The organism is Pseudomonas sp. BF-B-30, from assembly GCF_019956305.1.
GTDB classification, from domain to species: domain Bacteria; phylum Pseudomonadota; class Gammaproteobacteria; order Pseudomonadales; family Pseudomonadaceae; genus Aquipseudomonas; species Aquipseudomonas jessenii.
On record NZ_JAHBDG010000011.1, the window covers coordinates 179,464 to 195,370 of the forward strand.

General features: G+C 52.7%; 13 protein-coding genes. 6 read left to right on the forward strand and 7 right to left on the reverse strand.

What is annotated here, in order from left to right:
- Positions 1 to 228: 228 nt before the first annotated feature.
- The gene (locus tag KGB29_RS07310; protein ID WP_223507661.1) at positions 229 to 1,164 is read right to left on the reverse strand and encodes a LysR family transcriptional regulator; all 936 of its coding nucleotides are present in this window, start codon (positions 1,162 to 1,164) and stop codon (positions 229 to 231) included.
- 132 nt (positions 1,165 to 1,296) lie between these two features.
- Here KGB29_RS07310 and KGB29_RS07315 point away from each other — a divergent pair, with 132 nt between their 5' ends.
- Genes KGB29_RS07315 through KGB29_RS07325 form a run of 3 tightly spaced genes read left to right on the forward strand, consistent with a single transcriptional unit; the run spans position 1,297 to position 3,878 of the window.
- Positions 1,297 to 2,301, forward strand: a complete 1,005-nt coding sequence (locus tag KGB29_RS07315; RefSeq protein ID WP_223545224.1) for a threonine/serine dehydratase — start codon at positions 1,297 to 1,299, stop codon at positions 2,299 to 2,301.
- A gap of 39 nt (positions 2,302 to 2,340) precedes the next feature.
- A complete protein-coding gene (locus KGB29_RS07320) occupies positions 2,341 to 3,411 on the forward strand; it encodes a glutamate cyclase domain-containing protein (protein ID WP_223507659.1) in 1,071 nt (356 codons plus the stop codon).
- A complete protein-coding gene (locus KGB29_RS07325) occupies positions 3,408 to 3,878 on the forward strand; it encodes a RidA family protein (RefSeq protein ID WP_223616328.1) in 471 nt (156 codons plus the stop codon). Before KGB29_RS07320 ends, KGB29_RS07325 begins: the two co-directional genes overlap by 4 nt.
- Positions 3,879 to 3,926: 48 nt before the next feature.
- Here KGB29_RS07325 and KGB29_RS07330 read toward each other — a convergent pair whose 3' ends face one another.
- Complete coding sequence (locus KGB29_RS07330; protein ID WP_223545226.1) at positions 3,927 to 4,829, reverse strand: LysR family transcriptional regulator; 903 nt, start codon at positions 4,827 to 4,829, stop codon at positions 3,927 to 3,929.
- Positions 4,830 to 4,938: 109 nt separating this feature from the next.
- Between KGB29_RS07330 and gcl the strand changes: the two genes are divergently transcribed.
- The 3 genes from gcl to KGB29_RS07345 all read left to right on the forward strand — a co-directional run bounded on the left by gcl (position 4,939) and on the right by KGB29_RS07345 (position 8,513).
- Positions 4,939 to 6,720, forward strand: coding sequence for a glyoxylate carboligase (gene gcl, locus KGB29_RS07335; protein WP_223616329.1), 1,782 nt, complete (start codon positions 4,939 to 4,941; stop codon positions 6,718 to 6,720).
- A gap of 23 nt (positions 6,721 to 6,743) precedes the next feature.
- A complete protein-coding gene (hyi, locus tag KGB29_RS07340) occupies positions 6,744 to 7,526 on the forward strand; it encodes a hydroxypyruvate isomerase (RefSeq protein WP_223616330.1) in 783 nt (260 codons plus the stop codon).
- A 93-nt stretch (positions 7,527 to 7,619) separates the two neighbouring features.
- Positions 7,620 to 8,513, forward strand: a complete 894-nt coding sequence (locus tag KGB29_RS07345) for a 2-hydroxy-3-oxopropionate reductase (RefSeq protein WP_223616331.1) — start codon at positions 7,620 to 7,622, stop codon at positions 8,511 to 8,513.
- A 190-nt stretch (positions 8,514 to 8,703) separates the two neighbouring features.
- On the opposite strand, the gene KGB29_RS07350 is transcribed toward KGB29_RS07345, so the two are convergent.
- The 5 genes from KGB29_RS07350 to glcC all read right to left on the reverse strand — a co-directional run bounded on the left by KGB29_RS07350 (position 8,704) and on the right by glcC (position 15,797).
- The gene (locus KGB29_RS07350) at positions 8,704 to 10,659 is read right to left on the reverse strand and encodes a DUF262 domain-containing protein (protein ID WP_223616332.1); all 1,956 of its coding nucleotides are present in this window, start codon (positions 10,657 to 10,659) and stop codon (positions 8,704 to 8,706) included.
- Complete coding sequence (locus KGB29_RS07355) at positions 10,656 to 12,134, reverse strand: DUF262 domain-containing protein (protein ID WP_223616333.1); 1,479 nt, start codon at positions 12,132 to 12,134, stop codon at positions 10,656 to 10,658. Before KGB29_RS07355 ends, KGB29_RS07350 begins: the two co-directional genes overlap by 4 nt.
- 212 nt (positions 12,135 to 12,346) lie before the next feature.
- Positions 12,347 to 13,552, reverse strand: coding sequence for an MFS transporter (locus KGB29_RS07360; RefSeq protein ID WP_223616334.1), 1,206 nt, complete (start codon positions 13,550 to 13,552; stop codon positions 12,347 to 12,349).
- 187 nt (positions 13,553 to 13,739) lie between these two features.
- Positions 13,740 to 14,375, reverse strand: a complete 636-nt coding sequence (locus KGB29_RS07365) for a TetR/AcrR family transcriptional regulator (protein ID WP_223616335.1) — start codon at positions 14,373 to 14,375, stop codon at positions 13,740 to 13,742.
- Positions 14,376 to 15,017: 642 nt separating this feature from the next.
- On the reverse strand, positions 15,018 to 15,797 hold the full coding sequence (gene glcC / locus KGB29_RS07370; RefSeq protein WP_223616336.1) for a transcriptional regulator GlcC: 780 nt from the start codon (positions 15,795 to 15,797) through the stop codon (positions 15,018 to 15,020).
- Positions 15,798 to 15,907: the final 110 nt, after the last annotated feature.

Below are 15,907 nucleotides of genomic sequence, written 5' to 3' on the forward strand. Positions count from 1 at the left end.
CTTAGTGCACACAACTCGTTATTGGCCACAGCAAATTCGTAAAAAATTTTGTGATCCAATCAACATTCAACCTCCTGTTGAGCGTGCTCATCGCGCTGTGGTTCATCGTCGCGCTGCCTAACGATAACGTCCAATTTTCATTAACGATTTCGACTGATAAGCAGATTTTATCAGCCAACAGGAATGTAGCTATCAACCTTAGGTGAGCATGCCATTTTCGCTCTTAACTCAGCGATCATAAATGTTCGCCACATCCTCGTCACAGGTGCCTCCAGCCATGTTGGCGGCGACCTCTGAAGCTAGGCCTACCATCCTAAGCGTGGCAGGAGAGGCGTTTTTCATGTGCCAGCTGTACACGACCATGGGTGGAGGCGGTGTGACTGGCAGGATCTCAAGTTCGCCGCGCCCAAGCTCCTCGGCAACCAACAATGCTGGGATAACCCCGATTCCGATGCCATTGCGGATTAGCGCGATCAAGGCGGATATGGAGGGCGTGCTGGAAAGCTGAATTTCTGTTGGATTGATCCCGTACTTAAATGCCATACGCTGGACGGTGCGAGTGGCTTCATCGTGCGGAGCGGTGTTACTCATGGGCGTCAAGATTTGGTAGGAAAATATCGACGACTCGTCCCTCATCTCTTTAATCAGTCCAGTCTTCGCCACCCAGTGCGTGCCTAGCGAGATCATTTTTTCTGAGATTGCATGGGGATTTTGTGGCTGACGATCCAGGGAGAACACTAGATCAATCTCTCCCCTATTGAGCTGCTCCAACAAATCGACTGTAAGCCCAACTACCCAGCTGACCGAGATTTTTTTGAATTCGGACTCAATACGCTTTACTAGCCCTGGCAGCAACGTATAAACCGCTGCTTCAATCAGTCCGATTCTAACTACCCCTCCAACCTCGTTTGCTTCTAACGCCGCAGCTCTAAACTCATTCAGTGCTGAAATAGCTGCTTCTGCATAAGGAAGTAGACGTCGACCTACATCCGTCAAAACCAACACCTTGTGATCAGAAGTGAATAGTTCTACACCAAGTTGTTCCTCAAGACTCTTAACGCGCATAGACAAAGCTGAAGGGGTTGCATGCAAACGATCCGCCAGTTTCCTCAAATGCGGCATATGAGCAAGCTCAACAAAAGTCTCTAACAGCTTAATGTTCACTTTCCCGCCTCCAGCACTTGTTCAATTTTGCTTAACAGGAACACTTAGTATTTCTGAGTTTACAGAATTATTAGCCTGTTCATACACTCGATGCAGAGTTAACGGAAATGCCATCAACACTTGGAAACCAATATGTCCAATATCGAAAAAGGCACACGACCAGTCCCTCCTACACTCAAAGACATCCAGGAGGCAGCTCATCGCATCAAGGACTTCGCAATCCGCACCCCGCTCATGGAAAACCAGGAGCTCAACGAGATTGTTGGTGGCCGTCTGATTTTCAAACCTGAAGTTTTGCAACGAACGGCATCCTTTAAGTTTCGTGGTGCTTGCAATCGACTGCTTCAGCTGTCTCCAGAACAAAAACGCGCTGGAGTCGTAGCCTTTTCGTCAGGGAATCACGCGCTTGCAACTTCTGCAGTAGCTCGGATTCTGGGAATACCCGCCACCATCATCATGCCGGCAGACGCCCCTCAAGCCAAGGTAAAGGGTGCAAGAGCCAACGGCGCGAAAGTCATTCTCTACGATCGTCAGAAAGACGACCGTGAGGCAATCGGTGCAGAAATCGCTAATCGTACCGGAGCAACGATGGTTCCTCCTTACGATGATCCCTACGTCATCGCTGGGCAAGGTACCGTCGGCTTGGAGATCATGGAAGACCTCTCCGCAATGGGAGTCGAAGCCGACAGCCTCATTGCCGCCTGTAGCGGTGGGGGCCTTATTGCCGGTCTAGCAACTGCAGTTCGCGCGAAGAGTGAGCGGACTCAGGTCTATGCGGTTGAACCTCAAGGCTTCGATGAACTCGCTCGTTCTCTTGCGAGCGGAAAGCGCGAGCGTAACGCCCCTGAGGCCAAATCCATCTGTGATGCATTGCAGGTAGTTACACCAGGTGAGCTGACGTTTGACATCAACCACCGACTTCTGGCTGGCAGCCTCGTTGTTAGTGACGACGAGGTTCGCAAAGCAATGCGGGTCGCCTACGACAGACTGAAATTGGTGCTAGAGCCAGGCGGTGCTGTTGGCTTGGCAGCAGTGCTTGAGCAACGCATTCAAACACGCGATCGGACGACTGTGATTGTCCTGAGTGGCGGCAATGTCGATCCCGAGCTCTACGCCGAAATCCTGACCGCCCAGTAATGCCAATGTCCTCTCTAACCGCGAAAGGGATTAGAAGAAATGTTAAAGCCTGAAAGTGCACGCTATCAGCGAGTGTCACAGACCATCGATGAATTCATGAAGATCGACTTCACAGGCGTCGGTCTGATTTCGAACCTGTATGCCGCGCTGCAGAAAAACCAACCTGGTTATTGCTGCATGGGTGCTGCAGAACGCTTGGTGGAGGCTGCACGCTCTAAGCCAAATCAGCCGATCGTTATTGCTACGGGCTTCCCCGAAGGTGGCGGTGTTCCCGAGACTGATGGCCCCATTGGCGCAGCTCTCCTTGCCCGAGCGTTGTTTCTGGGTCTCGGTGTAATGACCGTGATTGTGATCGACGAAGATTGGGTCGAGATGATGGAGGCCACATGTCGAGGCGCGGGGCTGGCCCCACGACTGCTGCCGGCCTCCGGAAAGGCCGAGGCTATTGAGTATCTACGCCCGATCTATATCAAACCGGTTTCGAAGGAGAAAAACGCCTGCCATCGAGCTGCGGATGACCTGCTAGACATTACGCAACCTTCCCTGCTGCTTTCGATCGAGCGTCCTGGCTGTAACTCGAACGGCCTTTACCACGGCCTCGGTGGCCGACCATTGGATGGCATGGTTGGTGACCTTGATTACTTGTTCAACAAGGCGAAATCTCGCGGAATCATGACGCTTGGCATTGGAGACGGTGGCAATGAACTGGGCATGGGCGTAATCGCCAAGGAACTCCCGACCTTCTCACCAAAAGCTGTGGATTGCGGAACCCCGGGACGTGGCGGTGTAGGCGCTGTCACAGCAGCAGACTGGCTCGTGATCTCGAACATCTCCAACTGGGGCGCTACGGGTATCGTGGCAGCGCTTTCGGCTCTTCTCGAGAACCCATTTGTTTTCCATGAGCCAGAGATTGAAACGCGAAGCACCGAACTTTGCATTGCTCACGGTGGCGTCGATGGAATGTTCATGGGGCCTGAGCCGGCACACGACGGCATCGCCATGCGTGAGTACGAAGGAATGGTGAGATCTCTGCGCGGTAGCGTCATGCGTGCGATGGGGCACTCAATTAACTGGAAAGGCGATCAAGGCGACTGGAGGCAGATCAAATGAGTTACCGCACTTTTACCGAAGCACTTAAAGAGCTGAATCTGGAATTGCCGCCTTGCAACGCTCCCCGCGGCAGTTACGTCCCAGCGGTCAAGGCCGGCGACTTACTGTTCGTTGCTGGGCAGGCGCCACGCGTAAATGGTGAGCTCAAGTTTTCCGGGCGGGTTGGTCGAGATCTGACCGTGGAGCAGGGTTGTGAAGCAGCGCAGCTTTGCGCGCTTAACATTCTGGGCCACCTAGCCCAAGCCACTGGCGACGACCCATCCAAAGTGGTGACGGCCGTGAGGTTGGCAGGCGTGGTCAATTGCGCTAAGGACTTCACCGCGCATTCTCAGGTACTCGATGCTGCCTCTGATCTCATAGCAAAAGTACTGGGAGCCTCGGGACAACACGCCCGGATTGCAACTGGTGCCTCTTCCCTACCATCGGGTATGGCCGTTGAGATCGAAGCTATCTTCCAGCTGAAGTGACAATCTGGGGCGGCTAATCACCGCCCCTTTTCACGCTGAGCTGCGCCATCACAGCCAGTAATCAGGATGCTGATAAACACCCTTCAAGTAGTCTATAAAATGCCTGACCTTCGCCGGCAGAAATCTCTGTTGAGGGTAAACCGCCTGGATGTCGTAGTCATTCAAGGCGAACTCATCCAATACCGTAACAAGCTCGCCACTCTCCAGTTCTCTGCGAATCTCCCAGATTGAACGCCAGCCAATTCCCAGCCCCTGCCTCATCCAAGAAAAAAGTAACTCACCATCGTTGCATGCCAGGTTCCCATTCACTCGCATAGCAATTTGTTTTCCATCCCTTTGGAACGTCCATCCCCGCGGCTGACCGCCCTGTAATGTGAAGGCCAGGCAGTTGTGATTTGAGAGCTCCTCCAAGGTTGTCGGCCGACCATGTTTAGCAAAATACTCAGGCGTACCGCACACCACTCTTCGGTTGGTAAATAGCTTTACGGCGACATAGTTGGGGTCGGTTACCCAGCCAATTCGAATGCTGAGGTCGTAGCCCTCCCCGACCAAATCAACAAGGCTATCCGTGAGGTTGAAAGACAGTTTTAGATTTGGAAATTTCTCATGGAAACCCAGCGCATGAGGAGCTACGTGCAGCCTTCCAAATGCAGCAGGCGCAGAGACTAGCAGGTTGCCCGAGACGAGCTTCGCGCTGTTGCTGATGCTCGCCTCCATGTCATCGAACTCCCGCACCAAATACTTTGCCCTTTCCAGCAGCTGCTCTCCCAGCTCTGTCAGATGCAGGCCTCGAGTCGACCTGTGCATGAGTTTTACCCCCAGCCGTTTCTCGAGCGAATCCAGCCTCCTTCCCAGCATCGCGGGGGTGACACCCTCGCTGAGGGACGCTGCAGCAAAACTGCCTTTCTGGGCGATCTGAATGAAGCTTTGGAGTTCTGTTAGACGCGCCATTCGATACCTTTTATATCGGCAGAAACTAATTTATGGGGCTTCAAGGCCTGCACGTGCTGCTCCACACTGGACTTCAGTATAAAAATATTGTTATTCCGGAGGAATTGCTATGCCGAAGATGAGAGCAATTGACGCAGCCGTTCTGGTAATGCGCCGTGAAGGGGTTGATACCGCGTTTGGCATCCCAGGTGCAGCTATTAACCCGCTGTACTCTGCGTTGAAAAAAGTCGGCGGCATTGATCACGTCCTCGCGCGTCACGTTGAAGGTGCCTCGCACATGGCCGAGGGCTACACCCGCACCAAGGCCGGCAACATCGGCGTGTGCATCGGCACTTCCGGCCCTGCCGGCACCGACATGGTTACCGGGCTCTACAGCGCCTCGGCCGACTCGATCCCGATTCTCTGCATCACCGGCCAAGCACCCCGTGCCCGTATGCACAAGGAAGACTTCCAGGCAGTCGACATCACCAGTATCGTCAAACCGGTTACTAAGTGGGCAACCACCGTTTTGGAACCGGGCCAGGTGCCTTACGCGTTCCAGAAAGCCTTCTATGAAATGCGCTCCGGCCGCCCAGGCCCGGTGCTGATCGACCTGCCGTTCGACGTGCAGATGGCGGAAATTGAATTCGATATCGACGCTTACCAGCCGCTGCCAGTGGCCAAGCCAGCCGCTACCCGCGTTCAAGTAGAAAAAGCCCTGGCACTTCTCGATCAAGCCGAGCGCCCATTGCTGGTGGCCGGTGGCGGCATCATCAATGCCGATGCTAGCGACCTGCTCGTGGAGTTTGCCGAGCTGACCGGCATCCCGGTCATCCCTACCCTGATGGGCTGGGGCACCATCCCTGACGATCACCCGCTGATGGTCGGCATGGTCGGTCTGCAAACCTCGCACCGGTATGGCAATGCCACGATGCTGAAATCCGACGTGGTGCTGGGCATCGGTAACCGTTGGGCCAACCGTCACACCGGTTCGGTCGACGTCTACACCGAAGGCCGTAAGTTCATTCACGTCGACATCGAAGGCACTCAGATCGGCCGCGTGTTCACCCCGGATCTGGGCATCGTTTCCGACGCCGCTGCCGCGCTGACCGTGTTCATCGAAGTTGCTCGCGAATGGCAAGCCGCGGGCAAGCTGAAAAACCGCAACGCCTGGCTGCAAGACTGCCAGCAGCGCAAAGCCAGCCTGCAACGCAAGACTCACTTCGACAATGTACCGGTCAAGCCGCAACGTGTTTACGAAGAGATGAACCAGGTGTTCGGCAAGGACACTTGCTACGTCAGCACCATCGGTCTGTCGCAGATTGCCGGCGCGCAGTTCCTGCACGTCTACAAACCGCGTCACTGGATCAACTGCGGCCAAGCCGGCCCTCTGGGCTGGACGATCCCTGCGGCGCTGGGCGTGGTCAAGGCCGACCCGACGCGCAAGGTTGTCGCACTGTCAGGCGACTATGACTTCCAGTTCATGATCGAAGAGCTGGCTGTGGGTGCGCAGTTCAACCTGCCGTACGTCCATGTACTGGTGAACAACTCGTATCTCGGTTTGATTCGCCAAGCGCAACGCGGCTTTGAGATGGACTTCTGTGTTCAGCTGGCATTCGAAAACATCAATGCTCCGGAGCTCAATGGCTATGGCGTAGATCATGTGGCCGTTGTGGAAGGGCTCGGCTGTAAAGCGATTCGCGTACACGAGCCTTCGGAAATTGCTCCTGCACTACGAGAAGCTCAGCAGATGGCGGAAAAATTCCGCGTCCCGGTCGTCGTTGAGATCATTCTTGAGCGTGTGACTAACATCGCAATGGGTACAGAAATCAATGCGATCAATGAATTCGAAGAGATTGCAGTCACTGCCGATGACGCCCCGACTTCGATTCTGCCACTGAGTCAAAACTAAGTTTTCAGCAGAAGGAAAGCCCCATGCCCCGTATCGCAGCCAACCTCTCGATGCTGTTCACCGAACATGAGTTTTTAGCTCGTTTTAAAGCCGCGTCTGATGCTGGCTTCAAAGGAGTCGAGTATCTCTTCCCATATGATTTCAGTGTCACCGAGATTAAACAGCAGCTCGACGCCCACGGCCTAACCCAGGTGTTGTTCAACCTTCCCGCTGGCCATTGGGCCAAAGGGGAGCGTGGTATTGCATGCCATCCCGACCGCGTAGAAGAATTCCGTGCTGGCGTCGACAAGGCCATTGAGTACGCAAAAGTTCTGGGCAACACCCAGGTCAACTGCTTGGCTGGTATCCATCCTCTGGGAATGGGCTTCGCCACCGTGCACAAGACCTTTGTCGAGAACCTCAGGTTCGCCGCCAGTAAGCTCAAAGCGGCTGGGATTCGCTTGGTCATGGAAATGATCAACACCCGAGATATCCCGGGCTTCTATCTGAACACTACTCAGCAGGCCCTCGAAATCCAGGCCCAAGTAGGCAGCGACAACCTGTTCCTGCAGTACGACATTTACCACATGCAGATCATGGAGGGTGACCTGGCTCGCACCATGGAAGCCAACCTCCAACTGATCAACCATATCCAGTTGGCAGACAACCCTGGCCGCAATGAGCCAGGCACTGGTGAGATCAACTACCACTTCCTGTTTGAGTGGTTAACTCGTATCGGCTACCAAGGATGGATTGGAGCAGAGTACAAGCCGCTTACTACGACCGAGGCCGGCCTCAACTGGTTAAAGACTCACAATGTAGTTTAAAGAATCGCCACATTTAGGCGCTTTCCGATTCCTTCAATAAAGCCGCGTCCTGCCAGAAGGACGTGGCTCCAGAAATGATAAGAGGCAACCCACATGGCGAACATTGGCTTTATCGGCACAGGCATTATGGGCCGCCCAATGGCTCTGAATCTGCAGAAAGCTGGCCACAAGATCTATCTCTCAACTCATCACAGCTCCGCTCCCGCAGACCTGCTCGAAGGCGGAGCCATTGCGTTGGCCAGCCCAAAAGAGGTTGCTCAGAAAGCGGAGTTCATCATTGTGATGGTGCCCGACACTCCTCAGGTAGAAGGAGTGCTGTTCGGTGCAGACGGCGTGGCAGAGGGTATCGGGCCTAACAAAGTGGTCATCGATATGAGCTCCATCTCCCCGTCAGCTACCAAGGTGTTTGCTGAGAAGATCAATGCTACTCAGGCGACTTACCTGGATGCTCCGGTATCCGGTGGTGAGGTTGGAGCCAAGGCAGGCACTCTTAGCATCATGGTGGGCGGAAGCTCAGAGACATTCCAACGTGCCCTCCCCTTGTTCGAGGTCATGGGAAAAAACATTACACGTGTCGGCGGGAACGGTGACGGCCAGACAGCGAAAGTTGCTAACCAGATCATTGTCGCGCTGAACATCCAGGCAGTTGGCGAAGCCCTGCTGTTCGCAGCTAAAAACGGTGCGGATCCAGCGATGGTGCGACAAGCCCTAATGGGAGGCTTTGCATCTTCAAAGATCCTCGAGGTTCATGCTGAACGGATGATCAAGGGAACGTTTGATCCTGGATTCCGAATCGGCCTGCACCAGAAAGATCTGAATCTGGCGCTACAAGGTGCCAAAGAGCTAGGACTCAACCTGCCAAACACATCAAATGCTCAGCAAGTTTTCAACACCTGCGTAGCACTGGGCGGCGAAAATTGGGATCACTCGGCATTGGTGAAGGGCCTGGAGCACATGGCTAACTTCTCCCTGAGAGACGAAAGCTAAACACTCCTTGTATACGGTAGGCATGGAATCAAAGTCAGCAGAAATCTTAGCTGGCCCCTCCGGGAGCGCGATCAGGGTGCTCCCTTCCTCAATACGCCGTTTCGAAAGGAACGGCGAGTCATCCGGCTGTACGTAGAGCCGAAGCTCCAATGCAGCTTGGCGTGCACAGAGTTTCAGTTGTTCTGACTCTTTATCCCTGACCTTGACCATAATGACTGGCGATCAAGCCCAACATCTTTTTTTGATGCCCCTCAATCGCTGGCTCATCCCAATCACGCTCAGCCTTGGCATTAAACATGTGGGCGAGCTTGAGCGAGTCGTATCGACTTTTGCCTTTGAAGTCTTCTCGCTTTTTCCCAACGCTCTGATTGCTATAGGAAGAGTTCTCACCAGGACTTAAAAGCACCAGATTGCCGAAACTGTCCAAATGCTTCGCATCCATGAGGCGGCCAAACTCCTCCTTTCTTGGGTGGACGTGTTCTACAGAATTCTTTGACGTCACTCGATAGCCACCCAATTTCTTTGAGTCATAGAAATTGAAACGGCCACGCTCACGCCACAGAATGTATTCGAGCTTCTGAAACCAGTAATGCTCAAAACGTGTTCCTTGAGGCACGTTCAAGTCTTCAAGGACACTACCGATGTCGCGCTGAGCAGGACGCTCCCCCATCAGCAGCATGAAGCTGGCATCTTTCTGGCTGTCTTCAGCCAGTGACAATTCGTTATCAATGCGTTCCAACAGTGTGACCACGCGCGCTTGCGTTTTGGCTGTCCCGGCCACCAGTTCTCCAAGGAAAGGCGTCAACCAGTACTGTGCACTCCGTTCGCCAGTGAAATTTCGCACACTTTGGAGCTGGCTCAGATCGTTACTCTCCAGGGGGGTACGAGTGAGCCGGTAACCTTCTTCAGACTGCTTTAGCTGGACGTTAGTCTGACGTAGATACCAAGTGTCGCTATCGGGCTCCGGCAGCCATTTCACCACCCAACGGTCAAACTGATATCGCACCTGCCACAAGCACTCGATGAAGGCCTTGGCCTGTTTCGCCTCCGCACTATCGATAAAGCTTTCAAAATATTCGTTCAGTCGACTTTCATGCAGGCGAACTTCGACATCCTCACCGCCATGCATTTGCTGGTAGATCCGGAAGGTGTGCATCAACAACAAGCTGAAACTGATAATGGGCCGGCAGTACCGGATACGCTCCACCTTCTCTTTTGCCTCATCGCTGGCTGGCACTGCTTGCTTAGCCAGCTGGGCAATGCTCACACCCTGTCCAACCTGCGACGCGACAGGTTGAAGCGGAAAGGTCTCTGCACAATACTGAGCCAGATCTTCATTCTTGAGACGCTTCCAATCAGCGGCAGGGAAAACCCGACGTAGATTACGCTCAAAAAAATCGTCCATATTTTCGCAGGCTTGCCAAATCGCATCGTAACGCAGCTTCAATCTTTCGATTTTGCTCAACAGACGCGCCTTGAGAATGTCGCTTTGCTCGAGCTGCACACCGCTATTGTTCATGGTGGAAAAAAGACGGTTCAGATCCATGCCCTTAGGCATGATGTTATTGACCCATCTCACCTTCGAAAAGATGTAGTCCGCGATACTCGCCAGATACTCCTCATCCTTCTGCTTCAACAAGAAGTCCAGATGATCCGCGAGAGCCTTCCGGGCCGCGGACAGATGCTTGAGGTAGTCTTCGTCTGCAGGTGACGATTTCCTAGGGCCCTCCTCCTCTTCAAGCCCGGCCCAAGCGCCGAACAGCCGCTGGACTTCATCACGAATGGCGAACACGAGCCGTGGCTTCTTATCCAGCACGACGAATTGCGCAAGAGCGTTGTCGGGTACTACTGCAGTGAGAGCGAGCGCCAGGAGCATCAACGTTGTCATGCGCTGCTGGCCGTCAATGACCTCATAAGTAATACGCGCATGACTTGGTGCCCGCGGCGTCACAACAGAGGTCAATACCGTGCCAATGTAGTAATGAGGCGCCTTTGTGTCGTGGGCAGTAGTGATCTGATCCAGTAGAGCAATCACATCCTCGCTAGGCCATACATACGGGCGCTGATAGCTGGGAATGATCAGAGCAATGTCCGTGTCACACAACACTGAAGGCGCCTGGACATAGGAAAGGACGCAGGTGCTCATAGGGCACCTACCTGGTTCAAGGAATGCTTCACGAGCATCCGGTCGATAGCTTGCTTGAGCTCCTTGTCGTAAGTGTCTTGCAGTGCTTCGCCGGGCTTTGCCAATGGCATTGAAAAGTACTCCTGCACTGTACGCACGAACCGAAATTTCACACTGTTTTCGTCAAGTCGATTGGATATTGGGCATTCGAACCTCTTCAACGTCTCGACCAACTCATCGTGAGTGAAACTGCTCGCAATCCAGTCCAACACAGGGTTTTTATGGACAAAACTCTGCGCGGTGCTCTCACGCACTGCCTTGTCATTTATCAACCGAGGTGCAAAAACCACGCGGAATAGCCAATACCCAGCTTCCATCAGTCTCTGCCGACCAAACTGACTGACGTACAACAACACAGCGCAATCAAAAAGCCTCAGTAAGAACTCGCTGCCGTTGGCCCTTTTCACCAAGTGATCGTAAAACTGATGAAAGGACTGAAGGTTGCCATCATCGCGTTGGAGCAGCACACTTCGCCTCAACTGCTGAAAGTAATCAAAGTACTGAATGACGTTCACACCAGCGTTCAACGGCTGGCGCATTGCGTACCCTCGCATTACCGCCTGATGCGTTTCGTCTTGAAGGAAGTGACTGATTTTGGCGGTGCGATAGGCCACATCTGCACCCCGCCCCGTGCTCTCAGCAAGTTCAGTGACAATTTCCTCTCTCGCCTGAATAGGCTGACGATGACTGGATAGCGCACGCCATCTGAGTGCTTGCCAGTGGCGCGCTTTCATCACCGAATCCATCGTACCGTTCAAGTCACCCCACGCTTCCCACCGTCTCGCAAAGTTATCTTGATCAACCTGCGGCACCACCCGTAGATGATGTGCTTTCAGAATCGCGGCACCATTGAGCCTGACGCCACCGGTATTCTGGGTTTCAAAAAACCGGTACGCGTCATCCTCATGTGGTGTCACCACCAATGTGACGTTTACCCTGGAGAAGTCTACCTTTGGCAAGGCCTGTTGCTTGAGCCATTGTAGGTTCTGTTGGGCGCGCATCTGAGACTCTGGTGAAGCCAACCAAACACCATTGGCCAGCGTACGCTCTCCAAGCAGATGAGCGAGCAACGCCATGCTGATTAAGCGCTGCTGACCATCGATAATGTTCAGTTGGCCTTTATGCCTCCAAGACTCTCGAGTCTTGTGCACGATAATGCTACCCAGATAGAAATCATGCTGGGGGAGAGTTGCATCTGCAGGCGGGGAAAAATATTCAGTGAGGTCATTCAGCAAACGCTGAAGATGCTTTGTTTGCCAACGATACGGGCGCTGGTACTCGGGAATGTTTAAACGCCCTTCAATCAGACTACCATCGCTCCCACGAATCGATTCGGCAGCCAACAACGCCGCAACCGATGTGCTGGCGACCGCGATTTCGGGAGTTACAAGACCACTGACCAAAGTCAGGTGTTCATCCTTGAGTTGTTCGGTCATTCGCACCCGTTTCCTGAGGTTGAGCATGCCTGGACAGTGGCGTGAGCTTGGAAAATCCTAGCCACACATATAGTGGCCAGATGATCTCAACCAATTTGATCAAAGACAAGAACAGAAGCCTGCGCATTCACCCAGAAGGAGGTGAATCGAGGCCTAACGTGTTTTGTAGGGCCCCGTTTACGGAAAGGTTGTGTAACCGTGTTCGAGGAGCTTTATCGCTGAAGCCCTTCCTCAACCGTGCTCGTAGTACTTACAAGTGATTTACGCTCTAGAGCGTAAGACCAGAAGTAAATCAGGCATCCGATGAATGCCATGGCAGCCCCCACATACCCCGTTGAAGTCCAGCCCCAGCCGGCGTTAATCGCCACTCCACCTAACCACGGGCCTAGAGCATTGCCAAGGTTGAGAGCTGCATGGTTGGACGCGGCAACAAGCGATTGCCCATGTTTACTGACATCCATAAGCCGCATTTGCAGTGCTGGGCAGAGCGCGACCATGCATCCGAGCATCATTGCGCCAACAGCCACACCTGGCAATGTCAGCGACAGCACGGGGAACGCAAACAACGCGAAAAAGCTGAACACCATGATGTATTTTACAGCAGAAAACTTGAATCGATCGTATAGCGCGCCTCCTGCGTAATTCCCGATCAATGTGCCCAGGCCAAACATCACGAGCATTGGCGCGATCCACTCGACCTCAAGTTTTGTGACATTCAAAATCATCGGCGCGAGATAGCTGTACACGCCAAACATGCCAGAGAAACCTATTGAGGCGATTGCCAAAGCAAGCCATACCTGTGGGTTGGCAAATGAAGCCAATTCCTCTCTGACATTGAGTGGTCGCTCACCCTCAACTTCAGGCGCGTTGCGATAAAGCAGAAAGAGACTTGTTAGACTCAGTACAGTGATTGCTGCAAATACTGACCGCCAGCCAAAAATCTGACCAAAATACGTTGCACCTGGCGCACCAACCAGAATTGCTGCCGTCACACCCAGAAGAACCCTACTGACTGCTTTTCCTCGCTTATTAAAAGGCGCCATGGAGGCTGCGAGCACTGCAGCGACCCCGAAATACGCAGCGTGAGGGAACCCAGCCACGAGCCTTGAAAAAAGCAAGGTCTCATAGTTTGGCGCAATTAAACTCACAGCATTTGCAAAAGTATATATTCCCAACAAAAACAGAATGAGCTTTCTCTTGCTCAGATAAACACCGACAAAAACCATAACAGGCGCACCTATCACAACCCCAAGCGCATATGCACTGATTAGGTGAGCCACACTCGTCTCGGGCTTGGAGAAGGCCTCCGACAGGTTTGAGATTAGCCCCATCATCGCAAATTCGCCGGTGCAAAGGGAAAACACACCGACAATCAAAGCCAGTTCAACTAGAAAGTTTTTATTCCTAATCCAATTCACAAATAACTTCCTCTCGAGAAGCGGTAGATTTCCCCTCCACAGCAAACTGAAGCCGCGAACAGGGCAACATTAATTGAAACTTAAAACAACCATGAAACTGAAACCAATTGAAGCCTACCCTGTGCACGAGAGTGAGTCCGCGCCTAAACTGCGTTACCCACCTTTTTCATCCCATAAAAAACAAACATTACAATTTCAATATTCTTTTAGAAACCTCAACACAATAGACCACCGCCGCTTCCAAGCTGGCTTCACTTCCATCCCACTTCCACCAAGCCCCGATACTGTCAAATAGTTTTCTCAAGGCTCGCGCTTCAATAGAACACTGCTTAGCACCCAGGTTCTGCGCAATGGAAAAATACATAAAATCAACAAACCCTTCCCAATCTTCAATTTCTTCGCGCAACCCCTCAGGAAGCAACTTAGCGATCCTGTCGGTAGCGATAAGCGTGTCCCAGATATCATTTTCAGGCCGCTGCAATTGTTGACGGACGTGAAAGTTTATCAATGCATACCAACTTTCCTCTGGTGCTCGCAGATTCTTTAAATCTTCAAATAGTCCATGCGCATAGTGGTTATAGTGCCAGCGCAAAGCGTTAGATAATATTTCGTCTCGGCCACCCGGAAAATGAGAATAAATTGTAGGTGGCTTCAATCCCACTGCAGCAGCGAGGGTACGCATAGAAACACTAGCAATACCATCACGCGTTGCAACCCTGAGAAATGCTTCGAGAATTACCTGTTTACTTGTAGTCAGGCCATTCCAATCGAAGGTACCGAGATACTTCTCCAGTCGTGCAAGTAATTCCTTTGAGCTTTCCATAATTCCCCCGCCCTGTCAGCCACTAGAGCTTGTATCGATTGCGCTCTTAACGCAGTGCGTCATCAAATCAACTGAGACTTCCCTCGCTGGGCCGCATCGCCTCACCGAGAAGGCGTTTTGAAGCCCATACCGCCAACCGCACGAACAGTCGTTCGGGTGCAGTATATGGCAAATGAAGCTCACCAAGCAATCAGATACCCGGCACGCTTTATCAAAAAAAATTAACTGTTTAAAATCAATGACTTAACTATAAAAACACTTAGAAAATCATTAACATAAAGCTGAAAAGCGCGCGAGAAAATGCGTTCCGATAACCTAATCGACAGAGCGAACGCCGATCTGCAGACAATTTCTTCCACCAGGCGACGTCGACAATCGCGCAGGCATGAAAACATCAGGAGCAGGCATGAACTGTCTCCTAATGAAAGGTGAGTGCCTGCCGATGAGCCTCAACGTGGGTCGTGAATATCTTGCTGGTCACAGATACCGCTACATGCAAGGCGCAGAAGCGGCCGGTCACGTCGCAGACAATAACCAATGACGCTTAGCCCATAACAGCCTGATTGCTGACACGAGGACGAAGCAACCGATGACAACAAGCCCAGCTTGAGTGCCTAGGCTTTTCGACTTCCAACCTCGCCCTTAGCTCCAACCCTCCATACGCATTGTGGCTCGCACCAGGCGCTGTTCCTCCTGCTCAATCTCCCTGAGGTTATCTCTGATGCTGTGGATGTGTTCCCGCGCTGCTCGTTGAGCCTGTTCAGGTAATTGTTCCATTACGGCGTGATAAAGCTTTGAATGCTGGCGGTCAATTTGGCGTTTCTGAGGAGGGCGACAATAGAGGTTGTTAACCGAAGCAAACACTGTGCTCAACGTCAACTCGCTGAGTGTTTGCAGGGTATGTACCAGTACAGGATTATGAGACGCCTCACTAATCGAACGATGGAACGCGTGATCCAGTTGAGCCTGCACACGCGGATCATGGCGATTTGAGTCTTCTTGCGATCCGACCATTTCGTCGAATCGACGCTTGATGATCATCCGATCTACATCAGTTGCACGCAATGCTGCCAATCGTGCCGATTCACCTTCCAGCAACGCGCGAACCTCCAGCAAATCAAACAGCGTTCGCGGCTGCGAGCTGAAAAGGTGCATCAGGGGCGTGACGTTGTCGGAGCTGCTTAGGCTCGCGACATACGATCCTCGGCCATGCTCTGTTTCAATGATCCCTTTCCCCCGCAAAACCCTTAAGCCCTCCCGCAGAGCTGTACGAGAGCAACCCAGCTTCTCAACCAAGCGCCTTTCCGATGGAAGCGCCTGGCCCACTTTCAGAACCCCGTCAACGATGAGCCGTTCGATCCTCTCCGCTACATGATCAGCAACTTGTGGCTTGCTCTGTTTGTTTGAACTGGAATCAGACATCAAAACGCACTCCACAACTGGTACTACCAGAGGATAACGGCCATGAGGCCTCTATCTGATTCTATCGTGATAGCCCTCATTACACCTCTATCAAGCACCATATCCGCGAA

Bases quoted from the DNA above. Each gene is read 5' to 3' on its own strand.
- KGB29_RS07355 (WP_223616333.1), bottom strand. From the start codon at position 12,134: ATGACCGAACAACTCAAGGATGAACACCTGACTTTGGTCAGTGGTCTT.
- KGB29_RS07315 (WP_223545224.1), top strand. From the start codon at position 1,297: ATGTCCAATATCGAAAAAGGCACACGACCAGTCCCTCCTACACTCAAA.
- KGB29_RS07330 (WP_223545226.1), bottom strand. From the start codon at position 4,829: ATGGCGCGTCTAACAGAACTCCAAAGCTTCATTCAGATCGCCCAGAAA.
- KGB29_RS07350 (WP_223616332.1), bottom strand. From the start codon at position 10,659: ATGAGCACCTGCGTCCTTTCCTATGTCCAGGCGCCTTCAGTGTTGTGT.
- KGB29_RS07325 (WP_223616328.1), top strand. From the start codon at position 3,408: ATGAGTTACCGCACTTTTACCGAAGCACTTAAAGAGCTGAATCTGGAA.
- KGB29_RS07320 (WP_223507659.1), top strand. From the start codon at position 2,341: ATGTTAAAGCCTGAAAGTGCACGCTATCAGCGAGTGTCACAGACCATC.
- glcC (WP_223616336.1), bottom strand. From the start codon at position 15,797: ATGTCTGATTCCAGTTCAAACAAACAGAGCAAGCCACAAGTTGCTGAT.
- KGB29_RS07345 (WP_223616331.1), top strand. From the start codon at position 7,620: ATGGCGAACATTGGCTTTATCGGCACAGGCATTATGGGCCGCCCAATG.
- gcl (WP_223616329.1), top strand. From the start codon at position 4,939: ATGCCGAAGATGAGAGCAATTGACGCAGCCGTTCTGGTAATGCGCCGT.
- KGB29_RS07365 (WP_223616335.1), bottom strand. From the start codon at position 14,375: ATGGAAAGCTCAAAGGAATTACTTGCACGACTGGAGAAGTATCTCGGT.
- hyi (WP_223616330.1), top strand. From the start codon at position 6,744: ATGCCCCGTATCGCAGCCAACCTCTCGATGCTGTTCACCGAACATGAG.